Origin of the sequence: Streptomyces sp. 5K101, assembly GCF_046506645.1 — a bacterium.
Taxonomy (GTDB): domain Bacteria; phylum Actinomycetota; class Actinomycetes; order Streptomycetales; family Streptomycetaceae; genus Streptomyces.
Map to the genome: position 1 here is coordinate 527,977 of NZ_JBKFFO010000004.1, position 12,778 is coordinate 540,754.

Below are 12,778 nucleotides of genomic sequence, written 5' to 3' on the forward strand. Positions count from 1 at the left end.
TCCCGGGCCAGGACCGAGGTTCCCCTGATGAACCATGGTCCACAATCGAGTCGCCCGAGTCTCTGCCGGTCCCCGCCCCCTGTCAACGGCCGCCTCCCGCGGCCGGTGGCCGCTCAGACGTCCGCGGCGTCCACCACGCGCACGGTGAGCCCGTAGTCGAGCTCGGCCCCGTCGACCAGCAGCGCCTCCACCGCGCGGGTCACCGGGTCGATGTCGGCCTCGATGCCGTCGCCGACGTAGCGCGGGTAGCCCGAGGCGCCCCGCTCGCCGGTGGCGTCGACGACGGCCGAGCGGATCGCGCTGTCGGCCGCGGTGACCGGGTCGTCGCCCTCGACGTGCTCGGGCAGGATCAGGATCCCGAAGCGCTGCGGTTGAGTGCTCATGCAGGCGACGCTAGACACCCCTCGCCGCCCTCGCACGTCGTCACCGCCGGCCGCCTCCCCTCGGGCTCAGCCCGACTCGCGCGGCACCGGCCTGACCGCCATCAGCTCGTGGTGCTCGGGCCGCGTACCCGGTTCGCGCACCACGCGGTCCACGAGCTCGGCGAGCCGGCGCCCGCTGACAATATCGATGCTCACCGTGCTCAGCCGGGGCCTCAGCAGCCTGCCGAGCAGCAGGTCCCCGGCGCCGATCACGGCGGTCTCGCCGGGGATGTCGACGCCCTCGTCCTGCAGGGCGCGCATCAGCAGCATCGCGTACTCGTCGTCGTACGCGTAGACGCCGTCCAGGCCGAGCGCGCGCCAGCGGGCGGCGAGCGCCGCCGCCGACTCCTCCTCGTACGCCATGGCCAGCGGCACGATGCGCGCGCCGGTGCCGTCGGCGGCGGTACGCGCGCCCGCGAGGCGCGCCCCGGCGGACGGACGCAGTGCCGCCTCCTCGGGCACCACCACGCCCACGGCCCGCCTGCCGCGCCGGATCAGATGCCCGGCCGCGCAGCCGCCGACCGCGCGCTGGTCCATGACGAGCGCGTGCGCGCCCTCCACGGTGTGCGGCCCGAGCGTGACGACGGCCCGGGCACCGGACCGTTTGAGCACCTCCACGCCCTGCGCCGTGGGCTCGGCGTCGCCGAGGCACACGACGGCGACCGGCCGCAACTCGGCCCAGGCGCGGGCGGCTTCGTCCCCTTCGAGGCCCAGGCTGCCGTACTGGACGACGGTGTAGTCCAGGCGGCGCAGGGCCCGCTGGAACTCGTCGGAGAAGGGCCCGGGCAGCGGTCCGAGCGGCAGGTGGGCCGTGGGCAGCAGCACGGTGCGGGTGCGTCCCGCGCGCAGGCTGCGGGCCGCGGCGTGGGGCACGTACCCCAGTTCCTCGGCGGCGGCGCGGACCCTTTGCCGGGTGGCCTCACTGATGCGGACCGATGCGGTGTTGTTGAGGACGTACGAGACGGTGGCCCGGGAGACTCCGGCCAGCCGGGCGACGTCGGCACTGGTCGGGACGGAGCGTTCCACGGGCAGTTCGGGTGACTGGCTCATCGCCCGCGTCATCCTTCCAGACCGGTGAGGCGCCGGATCCGGTGAATGGCGGAAACACTCCGGCCCTCAAAGCGCTTGAAAGCAGGGGCCGTTGGCACCCGATGAGGCTCCGTGGGTGCTGCGGGCCTGCTCGCGACGCCCGCCGTGGCGTGGCCGCGGAACGGTCGCGGCCGCGGCCCGGCGACGCCGGATGGCCGGATCCCGCGCCGGCCCGCCGAACGCGGCGCTACGCGGCCACGCCGCCGAGGACCCGGCGGAACGCCCCGAGGGTCCTCTCGCCCGCCGTGCGGTCCAGGACGGCGAACACGACCTCGTCGAAGTGGCCCGCGAACCGCCCGCCGGGGCCCAGCAGAGCCTGGAACGCACCGGCGACCTCGGCGGGGTCGTTGCGGAAGACTCCGCAGCCCCAGGCGCCGAGCACGAGGCGGCGGTAGTGGTGGGCAGCGGCGACCTCCAGGACGCGTTCCGCGCGGGCGGCGAGGGCCGCGGGGATGCGGTGCGCCTCCTCCGGTGTGCGGCGGGTGATCACGCCGGCGTTCGGGGCGGGCGAGGTGAGGAATCCGACCCGGTACGGGGTGTCGAGGAGCCCTCCCCGGTCGTCCCGGAAGACGGGCACGCCCGGCGAGTGGATGACGCGGTCCGAGTAGAACGGGCTGCGGTCGGCGCGGTGGTGCTCGTAGTACGCGGGCGCGCGCAGCAGCGTCGTGTACAGCGCCGAGGCGCGGCACAACGCCTCTTCCTGTGCCTGCGCGCCGTTCAGATAGCCCCCGCCGGGGTTGCGCGCGGACGCGAAGTTGAGCACGGCGAGCGGAGCGAGATATGGGGGTCCCCCCGGCCGAAGGCTGGGGGGACGTTCGGGCGCCGCGGCCGTCAGTCGGCGGGCCGCCTGGGTGCTGCTCTCGCCGGTGACCTCGACGACGGTCGCGCGATCGGTGTCGGGCGTGACCTCGACGGGCTCGGGGCCGTACAGCCACGTGCCGTCGGCGGCGGCCGCGACGGCCTCGCCCAGCCGGATCTCACGGCCGTCCGGCAGGCGGTAACCCCCCGTCGCGACGATCTCCTCGTTCTGCTTCGCGATTCCCCGCAGTCGTGCGCTCATGGCGGCATGCTCCGTGACCGGTGAGGACACCGGCAACCGGATTTCCGCTCCTGACGCGCACCCTTGTGCGAACCGACGGCAGTGGCCTTAGGTTGAACACCAGGCCCTGCCCGGGGCCCGCGACGGGAGGAGTGGATTCATGCATCCACCGGATACCGGCGACTTCGGCCATCCGATATCGGAGGACGAAGCCGAGGACCTGCTCCGATGTATCTGCTTCAAGACCGGCCCACCCCGCGCCGTGGGCGTGGAGGTCGAGTGGCTGGTCCACGATCTCGACCGACCCCGTACACCCGTACCGTCCGAACGCCTCGCGGCGGCGTTCGACGAGGTACGTGCCCTGCCGCTGGACTCGGCTCTGACGTTCGAGCCGGGCGGCCAGCTGGAGCTCAGCTCCCGCCCCGCCGCGACCCTGATGGAGTGCATCGACTCCACCGCCGCCGACCTGCGCGCCGTACGGGCCGTGCTTCGCACCGCGGGTCTGGCCACGAGCGGATACGGTCTCGATCCCTGGCACCCGCCCCGCCGCCTCCTCCGTGATCCGCGCTACGACGCGATGGAACGGCATCTGGACCGTTCGGGTCCGGCCGGGCGCACGATGATGTGCAGTTCCGCCTCCGTGCAGGTCTGCCTGGACGCGGGTGAGGAGGAACCCGGCCCGCTCGGACACGCCAGGCGGTGGCTGCTCGCGCATCTGCTGGGCGCGGTCCTCGTGGCCGCGTTCGCGAACTCCTCCGTGCGCGCCGGACGCCGCACCGGATGGCGTTCGGCCCGGCAGGCCGTGTGGGGCGCCCTCGACCCGGTGCGTCCACTGGCCCCGGACCCGTCGCGGGAGCCGCGTGCGGCCTGGGCCGCGCATGCCCTGGACGCGCCGGTGATGTGCGTGCGCCGGGAGGAGGGCGACTGGGACTCCCCGGACGGGCTCACGTTCCGGCAGTGGCTGCGCTCAGGGGCGCCGCGACCGCCGACGAGAGCGGATCTCGACTACCACCTGACCACGCTCTTCCCGCCGGTCCGGCCGCGCGGCCACCTGGAGCTGCGCATGATCGACGCCCAGCCGGGCGAGGACGGCTGGATGGTGCCGCTCGCCGTCACCGCCGCGCTGTTCGACGACCCGGAGGCGGCGGAGACGGTGTACCGCGCGGTGAAACCGCTCGCCGAGTACGCGGGTTCGCTGTCGGCGCCGCGCAATCCGCTGTGGGCAGCCGCCGCCCGCCACGGGCTCGCCGACCCCGAACTGCACGCCGTGGCCCTCACCTGCTTCGCCGCCGCGCTGGAGGCCCTGGACCGCGTCGGCGCGTCCGAGACCGTGCGCGCGGGCGTCGCCGCGTTCCACGAGCGCCACGTCCTGCCCGGCCGGTGCCCCGCCGACGACCAGATCGATCCCTCCGTGGCCTGGGAGCCCGTCTCATGACCGACGAACTGCGGCGCGACGCACTCGACGCGCTGACCCGTGCCCGTTCCCGTACCGCCGTCCTCACGTCCTGCGTCGACGACGACGAACTGACCGCCCAGCACTCGCCGTTGATGTCCCCCCTGGTGTGGGACCTGGCGCACATCGGCAACCAGGAGGAGCAGTGGCTGGTGCGCGCGGTCGGCGGCCGTGAGGCGCTGCGGCCGGAGATCGACTCCCTCTACGACGCCTTCGAGCACCCCCGGGCGTCCCGCCCGTCGCTGCCGCTGCTCGCCCCGGCCGAGGCGCGGCTGTACGCCGCCGACGTACGCGGCCGGGTACTGGACATCCTGGAGCGCACCCCGCTGGAGGGCGCGCCGCTGGTCGACGCCGCCTTCGCGTTCGGCATGATCGCGCAGCACGAGCAGCAGCACGACGAGACGATGCTGATCACCCATCAGCTGCGCAGGGCTCCGGCGGCGCTCACCGCGCCGGAGCCGCCCGTCCATCCCGTGGAGCCTCTTCCGGCCGAGACCCTGGTGCCCGGCGGCCCGTTCACCATGGGGACCTCGACGGAGCCGTGGGCGCTGGACAACGAGCGGCCCGCGCACCGGCGGGACGTGCCCGCCTTCTGGATCGACACGGTGCCGGTGACGTGCGGCGCCTACCAGGCGTTCATCGACGACGGCGGCTACACGGAGCGGCGCTGGTGGGCCGAGGAGGGCTGGGACCAGATCCGGGCCCATGACATCGGCGCGCCGCTGTTCTGGCGGCGCGAGGGCGGTGTGTGGCTGCGCCGCCGCTTCGGTGTCACCGAGGAGGTGCCGGCGGACGAGCCGGTGCTGCACGTGAGCTGGTACGAGGCCGACGCGTACGCCCGCTGGGCCGGCCGCCGGCTGCCGACCGAGGCCGAGTGGGAGAAGGCGGCCCGGCACGATCCGCACGCGGGACGCTCCCGGCGCTACCCGTGGGGCGACGCCGATCCGGAGCCGGAGCACGCCAACCTGGGGCAGCGCCATCTGCGTCCCGCCCGGGCCGGCGGCTACCCGGAGGGCGCGTCTCCGCTCGGGGTGCGTCAGCTGATCGGCGACGTGTGGGAGTGGACCGCGAGCGACTTCCTGCCGTATCCCGGGTTCGCCGCGTTCCCGTACCGCGAGTACTCCGAGGTGTTCTTCGGCAGCGCACACAAGGTGCTGCGGGGCGGCTCGTTCGCCGTGGATCCGGTGGCCTGCCGGGGCACCTTCCGCAACTGGGACCTACCGGTGCGCCGGCAGATCTTCTCCGGATTCCGCACCGCGCGGGATGCCGAGGTGCGCACGGGAGGTGCTGTCTGATGTGCCGCCATCTCGCCTACCTCGGGCCCCCGGAGCCGCTGGGCGCCCTGCTCACCGCCCCGGAGCACGCCCTGCTGCGCCAGTCCTGGGCGCCTCGCCGGCAGCGCTACGGCACGGTGAACGCGGACGGTTTCGGTGTCGGCTGGTACGCGGACGGCGATCCGCTGCCCGCCCGGTACCGTCGCGCCGGGCCGATCTGGGCCGACCTGTCCTTCACCGATCTCGCCCGGGTGGTGCGCACCGAGGCGCTGCTCGCGGCGGTGCGTGACGCCACCGAACCCGGGGCGGACAACGAGGCGGCGGCCGCGCCGTTCGCCTCCGGCCGCTGGCTGTTCAGCCACAACGGCGCGGTGAAGGGCTGGCCCGCTTCCCTGGCGGGCCTGGCCGCGTCACTGCCCGCGACGGAACTGCTGTCGCTGGAGGCCCGCAACGACTCGGCCCTGATCTGGGCGCTGGTCCTGCACCGGCTGCGCGCGGGCGACAGCCTCGGGCAGGCCCTCGCCGACACGGTGCGCGACACGGCCGCGGCGGCCGGCGACTGCCGGCTCAACCTCCTCCTCACCGACGGCCGCGCCGTCGCCGCGACCGCGTGGGGCGACACCCTCTGGTACCTCGCAGGTTCCGGCGGCCGGCTGGTCGTCGCCTCGGAGCCGTACGACGACGATCCCCGCTGGCAGGAGGTGCGGGACCGGACCCTGCTGACCGCGACGCGCGCCGATGTCCGGCTGACCGAGCTCAAGGAGCCGACCCAGTGAGCCCGTTCCTGCTGACCCGCACCCTGCCCGAGGACGCGACGGAGGCCGATCTGCGTGCCGACGTGCTGCACGGCCTGACCCGTACGCCGAAGGTACTGCCGCCCAAGTGGTTCTACGACGCCCGCGGCAGCGAGCTGTTCGAGGAGATCACGCGGCTGCCCGAGTACTACCCCACCCGCGCCGAGCGGGAGATCCTGGCCGAGCGCGCCGGGGAGATCGCGGCGGCGACCGGCGCGCGCACGCTCGTCGAGCTGGGGTCGGGCTCGTCGGAGAAGACGCGATTCCTGCTGGACGCGCTGGCGGATCTGCACACCTACGTGCCCGTGGACGTGAGTGAGAGCGCGCTGACGGGAGCCGCGAAGGCGTTGCTCGCGGAGCGGCCCGAGCTCGATGTGCACGCGCTGGTCGCCGACTTCACCCGCGGCCTGGCACTGCCCGGCACGCCGGGACCGAGGCTGGTCGCGTTCCTCGGCGGCACGATCGGCAATCTGCTGCCGGCCGAGCGCGCGGTGTTCCTGAAGTCGGTGCGCGCTCTGCTGTCGCCGGGCGACTCGCTGCTGCTGGGCACCGACCTGGTGAAGGACGAGGACGTGCTGGTGCGCGCGTACGACGACGCGGCCGGCGTGACGGCGCAGTTCAACAAGAACGTGCTCGCCGTCATCGCACGGGAGCTGGGCGCGGACGTGGACCCGGCCGACTTCGACCATGTGGCGGTCTGGGACCGCGACAACGAGTGGATCGAGATGCGGCTGCGGGCCCGTTCCGCGCTCAGCGTGAAGATCCGGGCACTGGATCTGGTGGTGCCGTTCGAGGCGGGCGAGGAGCTGCGCACCGAGGTGTCGGCGAAGTTCCGTCAGGCCGGTGTGCGCAGTGAACTGGCGGAGGCAGGCATGGAGTTGACGCACTGGTGGACCGACGGGGCGGGCCGGTTCGCGCTGAGCCTCTCGACGGCGAGCTGAGCCGACAGGGCGAGTGAGCGGCGGTCGGTGCGGCTGCCGGGGAGGATCGGCGGCAGCAGCCGTATCTCCGCGGTGAGCGCGCCGGCCGTCACGACCCGCCACAGGGACGCCCCGAGCGGGTCGTCGCCCACGAACGCGGCCGCGCCGGTGGGCCCGTAGCCGATGTGCACGGGCTGGACGGCGACGCCCGCGTCGAGGGCGGCCTGGAACGCGGCGGGCCGGAATCGGCCCTGGCCCCGGCCGCACCAGGTGCAGCCCTCGGGGAAGACGATGACCCGGGCGCCGCCGCGCAGGGCGTCGGCCATCGCGGCGACGGTGCCGGGCAGGGCGCGCAGCCGGTCGCGTTCCAGGAACAGCGTGCCGCCGCGGGCCGCCAGCGGGCCGAGGACCGGCCATCGGCGTACCTCGGTCTTGGCCAGCATCCGGCCCGGCATCACGGCGGCGATCAGCGGGATGTCCAGCCACGATATGTGGTTGGCGACGACGAGCGAGGCGCGTTCGCCGTGCGGGACGCCGGTGACGCGCAGGCGTACGCCGAAGGCCCGCAGCACCGCCCGTGCCCAGTACCGGGTCAACACGTGCCGCACCCGCGCGCCGAACAGCAGGCCGAGCAGCGCGGCGAACGGGGAGAGCACCACCCCGGCGAGGACGGCCGACACGCCGGTGAGCAGGCGCAGCACGGCGAGCGGCGCGGGCGCCGTCCGTCCCGTGTGGGTGGCGCACGTGTCGGGCGTGCACGGCGCCGTGGGAAGCCAGACGCTCATCGCACCGGGGCGAGCGAGAGGAAGTGGCGCAGGTAGCGGGGGTTGGTGCGGCGCAGCGACAGCAGGACGTACATGTCGGCGACGTTGAAGTCGGGGTCGTGCGCGGGGGCGCCGCACACCCAGGCGCCGAGGCGCAGGTAGCCGCGCAGCAGGGGCGGGAGTTCGACGCGTCCCGCGGGGCGGGCGACGCCGTCCGCGTTCCACAGCTTGTGCGGGGTGACCCAGTACTCCTCGGGGGCGAGGTTCTTGGCGCGCACGGTGTCCCAGGTCGCGGCGGCGAGGGTACCCCCGTCGGCGAGCGGCAGGGAGCAGCAGCCGGCCAGCCAGTTGTGCCCGGTGCGGGTCATGTAGCGGGCGAGGCCGGCCCAGATCAGGGCGATGACGGCGCCGTTGCGGTGCAGGGGGTGCACGCAGGAGCGGCCGACCTCGACGAGGTCGTCCCGGATGGGCTCCAGGCGGGCGAGGTCGAATTCGCCCTCCGAGTAGAGGCGGCCGGCGACGCGGGCGCGCTCGGGGGGCAGCAGCCGGTAGGTGCCCACGACGTCGCCGGTCACCGCCTCGCGGACGAGGAGGTGGTCGCAGTACGCGTCGAAGGCGTCGATGTCGAGCCCCGGCTCCGGACCGTCGAGGCGGGCGCCCATCTCACCGGCGAACACCTGGTGACGCAGCCGCTGGGCGGCGCGCACGTCCTCTTGGTCGCGGGCGAGCGAGACGATGTAGCGGGGCTTGTCGGCCTCGGGGACCTGGGCCGGCGCCGGGGCGGGGGCAGGGATGAGGGCGGGCGCTGGGGCGGCGACGACGGGCGATGCTGGCATGGCGGTCTCCTGTGCCGGACGAAGGGGACGGACCGCGGGTACGGCGGCCCGGCTCCTTACTTCTTCCGTGGCCGGCTGGATTCGACATGACAGCCCGGCGGAGAGTGGATGTGCGAACGCTGAATGCCGGGCATTGGGCGTACGGATCCGTTCACCCTCCGGTGCCCTCGGCGTCAGGGACGCAGCGCCCCGGTGATGCGGTCGGAGGCGGTCCGCGCGGCGCGCCGGGGGTCCCGGCCCGTCAGGACGGCCGTCATGTACGGCTTGATCGGGTTGTCCGCCTCGACGTCGGCCCACTGCGGGGAGTTCGGGGTGGCCCGGCCCTGTGCCGCGCCGGCCGCCATGGCGGCGGTGCTCTCCTCGCCCTCCAGCTCGGCGGCGAGTGTGGTCTTGTTCGGCACGTAGTTCATGGTCCGCGCGAGGTCGAGCTGCCATGCGTCGCTCGCCAGGGCCGAGACCACCTCGACGGCGGCGGCCCGCTCGGCGGAGTTCTCGGGCACGATGAGGTCGGAGCCGCCGATGAAGACCGCTCCCGGCGCGGCCGCGGTCTTGCCGGGGACCGGGAAGAAGCCCAGCTTGCCCTTGAGCGCGGGGTTGGCCTGCTCGATGACGGTGGCCGCGCTGGGCACCGCGATCATCTGGGCGACCCTGCCCTCGGCGAAGACCCGGGCCTGGGGCGGGGTCTCCTCGTCGGCGTCCTTCGGGCCGGAGCCGTGCGACTGGAGCCGCTTGTAGAAGTCCATGCCGCGCAGGGCGGCCGGGGTGTGCAGCGCGCCCTGCCATTCGCCGGCCCTCTCCACGGCGAGCTGGCCGCCCTCGTCCCAGATGAAGCCGGCGAGTGTGTACCAGTCCTGGCCGGAGAGGTAGATGCCGTCGGTGCCCGCGGTGTTGAGCCGTTCGGAGACCTCCAGCCACTCCGCGCGGGTCTTCGGCGGCTCCTCGATGCCGGCCTCGGCGAAGAGGTCCTTGTGGTAGATGACGACGCGGTTGGCCGCGTACCAGGGGATGCCGTACTGCGAGCCGTTGATGCTGCCCGGTTCCGCGAGGCCGGGCAGCCAGTCCTCGTTGCCGAGGTCGCGGACGGACTCGAGCGTGAGGTCGCGCAGTGCGCCGCTCTCGGCGTACTGGGCGACCTGGGTGTTGCCGACCTCGATGATCTCGGGGGCGTCGTCGCCCGCCAGGGCCTCGGTGACCTTCTTCCCGATGCCGGTCCATTCCTGGAAGGCGACGTCGAGCTCGATGCCGGGGTGCTTGTCCTCGAAGGACGCGGTGAAGCGGTCGAGGAAGTCCTGCGAGACGCTGTCCTTCATCAGCCAGATGTGTACGGTCCGGGTGCCGGAACCGGGCACGAGCCCGCAGCCGCCGAGCGTGACGGCACACACAAGAGCGGTGGTCAGGACGAGCGGCCGGTTCTTCACGGGCGTCACCTTCAGCGTGAGGGCAGCACGGAGGACGTACCCGACATGGGGGGAAGCGCGCGCGCTCGCACGGGTGTTGCTGGATTTTGGTATGGACCAAAGGACCGGTCAACCCCCGGCGGCCTCGGCCGCGCGGGTCCGTGCCGCCTCGGTCCGTCCGTCGTGCGTCCGTCGTGCGTCCGTCGTACTGATGACCCGGCACCGCCGCGTAGCACTGGGGGCCGACCCCGTGAACACATCAGCAGGCCGATCCGGGCTACCCGCCGCCGCTCATAGCTTCGTGATCGAACCCCCCACGGTCAGGAGGCCCCTTCGATATGTACGGCAAGGCATTCGCTCCCGAGTACCAGGGCGAGCTGGGCTCGGCGCTCAGCGTGAACTCCTCGTACGACGCGGTCCTCGCCACCGCGCGGCGCGCCCGGCGCGAGGCCGGATCGCCCCTCGACCGGGCCCGGGCCGCACTCGCGCTCGCCGAGGCCAACCGGCGGCTGGGGCGGTCCGCCGACGCGAGGGCCGCGTGGCACGACAGCTACCGGTGCGCGCGCGAGGCCGGCGACCCGGCCGGGATGGCGTGGGCGCTGTGGAGCGGCGGGACGCTGGCACGCCAGTGCGGCGGGCTGCGGCTCGCCCGCCGGCTGCTGTCCGCCGCCGTCTCGTGCGCGGAGGCCTCCGGCGACCGGATCGCCCAGGGTTACGCTCTTGCAGGCCTGGCCGAGACCGGCCGCATACAGGGCGACTACGCGGCCGTGGCCGGCCTGCACGACCAACTCCTGCGGCAGGCACGGGCACACGGCGAGCCCCGGCACATGGTGTGGGCGATGTCCGGCATCGCCCAGATGCACCGGAACACCGGCGACCACACCACGGCGCTGGAGCTGTTCACGGAGTGCGTACGGATCGCGTCCGAGGCGGACGACGCCCGCGGGCGCGCCTGGTCGCTGCGCGGCATGGCGGACGTGCTCTCGCTGCGCGGCGAGACGGAGCGGGCGCTGGCGCTGCTGACGCGGGCCGAGGCCGTCTGCCGGGAGATGGAACTGGCGGGAGCGCTGGCGTACAACCACAAGATGCGCGGCAACGTCCTGTTCCGCGCCGGGCGTTACGAGGAGGCCGGCGCGATCTACGCGGTGGCGCTGCGCGAGTTCGAGGAGATGGACGAGGCGCGAGGCGCGGCGCTGGCCCGCCTGGGCCTCGCCCGCTCCCGCTTCCGCGGCGGCCGCCCGCAGGACGAGACGCTGGCGGAACTCGCCGTGCTGGAGGGCGAGTTCGACCGTATCGGCCTCCGCGAGGCCCGCCGAACGGCCGCCGCCTTCCGCGCGGAGCTCCTGGCGGCGTGAGGTGGGGGGCGTGCGGGGTGCCGTGCGCGGCGTGCGCGTCCGTGCGGGGGACGCCGTGCGCGGCGTGCGCGTCCGTGCGGCGCGGACCGTCCGCCGACGGAGCGGCCCGACAGGCGTACGCGGCACGCCTGCCCGGACGTGCCGCGGCCGCCTGACGGACGCGCGGGCTGCCCGACACCGCGGCGCAAACCGGCAACGGCGTCTCGGGCCCGACCGGTGTCGCATCAAGGAGCCGACGCCTCAGGGGCATGAGGCTGCCTGCAGCTGGGGCGGCACGCGGGCGGCAGGCCAGACGCCGGTCCGGTCGGTGTGTCGCATCAACGGGGCCGACACCTCAAGGCCATGCGGCGCCTACAAGCGCGGGGCCCGGCGCGGGGCGGCGGCGGGCGAGGACGCCGCCCCGGTCGGCGCGCCGCAGCGGGCGGCTCAAGGCCGTCCAGCCGCACGGCACCCGATACGGCGCGGGCACCCCCGCGGACCGCCGAGGCGGCGTGACCGGGCCGCGGCCTGCGGCACGTGAAGGAGCTCGGCGGGCAGCGCCCTCGGTGGCCGTCGGCCCCAATCGGGCCACCGCCCCCCCGGGGGGTGCACCAACCAGTGCCGTCATGGCCGCCACGCGGTCGCGACGGATCGCGGGACACCCTCCCGTGGGGCACCGTGGAGGGAACGCATCGAGAGGAGTGCGACGCACATGTCGAACCACACCTACCGTGTCACCGAGATCGTGGGCACCTCCACGGACGGCGTCGACCAGGCCATTCGCAACGGCATCGAACGCGCGTCCCAGACGCTGCGGGGCCTCGACTGGTTCGAGGTGACGCAGGTCAGGGGCCATATCGTCGAGGGACGGATCGAGCACTACCAGGTCGGGCTGAAGGTCGGCTTCCGCCTGGAGGACGGCGCCTGAGCCCGGCCCGAGGGCCCGCAGCCGGGCCTCAGGTACGCCCCTCGCGCTCCTGCGCGTCCTTCATCGCCTCACTCGTGCTGCGCGCACCCCACCTCGCCCGCACCACGCGGAATCCGGCGCGTTCGGCGTCCTGGCACACCAGTTCGTCGTCGTCGACGACCATGCGGATCTCCCGGTCGCGGCCGAGCCGCCGCAGGATCTCCAGCTTGGTCCGGCGGGCGGGGCGGCGGTCGTCGTTGCGCCGCATGAACAGGCGCCCTTCGGGCAGCCCCTGAGCGGCGATCCAGTCGAGGGAGTCCGCGCGGCACCGCTCGGGCCGGCCCGTGAGATACAGGACCTCGCACTCCTCGGCCGCCTCCTTGCACAACTGGACCCCCTCCGCCAGCGGCGGTGCCGCGGCGAAGAAGGCGTCCCAGTCCCGCGGCGTGCGTTCCAGCAGGTACTGGCGGTGCCCGGCGTCCGACAGCGTCCCGTCGAGGTCGAATACGGCCAGCGGCCCGGTCTTTCGCGTCACGGCACGAGAGTAGA

13 protein-coding genes are annotated in these 12,778 nt (G+C 74.1%); 6 read left to right on the forward strand and 7 right to left on the reverse strand.

Translation table 11 applies throughout. From position 1 onward, the window contains the following. Positions 1-113: 113 nt before the first annotated feature. The 3 genes from ACLB9X_RS10765 to ACLB9X_RS10775 form a co-directional block, all read right to left on the reverse strand. On the reverse strand, positions 114-383 hold the full coding sequence (locus ACLB9X_RS10765) for a hypothetical protein (protein WP_410360034.1): 270 nt from the start codon (positions 381-383) through the stop codon (positions 114-116). Positions 384-449: 66 nt separating this feature from the next. Further along, positions 450-1,472 carry a LacI family DNA-binding transcriptional regulator gene (locus ACLB9X_RS10770; RefSeq protein ID WP_410360035.1) on the reverse strand — a complete coding sequence of 341 codons (1,023 nt, stop codon included), beginning with the start codon at positions 1,470-1,472 and terminating at the stop codon, positions 450-452. 226 nt (positions 1,473-1,698) lie between these two features. Beyond that, positions 1,699-2,571 carry a TIGR02452 family protein gene (locus tag ACLB9X_RS10775; protein WP_410360036.1) on the reverse strand — a complete coding sequence of 291 codons (873 nt, stop codon included), beginning with the start codon at positions 2,569-2,571 and terminating at the stop codon, positions 1,699-1,701. Positions 2,572-2,710: 139 nt separating this feature from the next. On the opposite strand from ACLB9X_RS10775, the gene egtA reads away from it, so the two are divergent. From egtA to egtD, 4 genes are read left to right on the forward strand one after another with little or no spacing between them, the layout of a single operon-like run. Further along, a complete protein-coding gene (egtA, locus tag ACLB9X_RS10780) occupies positions 2,711-3,985 on the forward strand; it encodes an ergothioneine biosynthesis glutamate--cysteine ligase EgtA (protein ID WP_410360037.1) in 1,275 nt (424 codons plus the stop codon). After that, positions 3,982-5,298 carry an ergothioneine biosynthesis protein EgtB gene (gene egtB, locus ACLB9X_RS10785; RefSeq protein ID WP_410360038.1) on the forward strand — a complete coding sequence of 439 codons (1,317 nt, stop codon included), beginning with the start codon at positions 3,982-3,984 and terminating at the stop codon, positions 5,296-5,298. The genes egtA and egtB overlap by 4 nt, the downstream gene beginning before the upstream one ends. Further along, a complete protein-coding gene (gene egtC, locus ACLB9X_RS10790) occupies positions 5,298-6,053 on the forward strand; it encodes an ergothioneine biosynthesis protein EgtC (protein ID WP_410360039.1) in 756 nt (251 codons plus the stop codon). The genes egtB and egtC overlap by 1 nt, the downstream gene beginning before the upstream one ends. Continuing rightward, positions 6,050-7,012, forward strand: a complete 963-nt coding sequence (gene egtD / locus ACLB9X_RS10795; RefSeq protein ID WP_410360040.1) for an L-histidine N(alpha)-methyltransferase — start codon at positions 6,050-6,052, stop codon at positions 7,010-7,012. Before egtC ends, egtD begins: the two co-directional genes overlap by 4 nt. Here egtD and ACLB9X_RS10800 read toward each other — a convergent pair. The 3 genes from ACLB9X_RS10800 to ACLB9X_RS10810 form a co-directional block, all read right to left on the reverse strand. Beyond that, positions 6,907-7,776 (reverse strand): lysophospholipid acyltransferase family protein, encoded by an 870-nt coding sequence (locus ACLB9X_RS10800; protein ID WP_410360041.1) that lies wholly within the window; start codon positions 7,774-7,776, stop codon positions 6,907-6,909. The genes egtD and ACLB9X_RS10800 overlap by 106 nt on opposite strands. Next, positions 7,773-8,591: a GNAT family N-acetyltransferase gene (locus ACLB9X_RS10805; protein WP_410360042.1), complete on the reverse strand. Its 819-nt coding sequence runs from the start codon at positions 8,589-8,591 to the stop codon at positions 7,773-7,775. Before ACLB9X_RS10805 ends, ACLB9X_RS10800 begins: the two co-directional genes overlap by 4 nt. 173 nt (positions 8,592-8,764) lie before the next feature. Continuing rightward, positions 8,765-10,009 (reverse strand): extracellular solute-binding protein, encoded by a 1,245-nt coding sequence (locus ACLB9X_RS10810; protein ID WP_410360043.1) that lies wholly within the window; start codon positions 10,007-10,009, stop codon positions 8,765-8,767. 317 nt (positions 10,010-10,326) lie between these two features. Here ACLB9X_RS10810 and ACLB9X_RS10815 point away from each other — a divergent pair, with 317 nt between their 5' ends. Next, positions 10,327-11,343 (forward strand): tetratricopeptide repeat protein, encoded by a 1,017-nt coding sequence (locus ACLB9X_RS10815; protein WP_410360044.1) that lies wholly within the window; start codon positions 10,327-10,329, stop codon positions 11,341-11,343. A 691-nt stretch (positions 11,344-12,034) separates the two neighbouring features. Then, positions 12,035-12,250, forward strand: a complete 216-nt coding sequence (locus ACLB9X_RS10820) for a dodecin (RefSeq protein ID WP_410360045.1) — start codon at positions 12,035-12,037, stop codon at positions 12,248-12,250. A gap of 28 nt (positions 12,251-12,278) precedes the next feature. Here ACLB9X_RS10820 and ACLB9X_RS10825 read toward each other — a convergent pair whose 3' ends face one another. Further along, positions 12,279-12,764: a hypothetical protein gene (locus tag ACLB9X_RS10825; RefSeq protein WP_410360046.1), complete on the reverse strand. Its 486-nt coding sequence runs from the start codon at positions 12,762-12,764 to the stop codon at positions 12,279-12,281. Positions 12,765-12,778: the final 14 nt, after the last annotated feature.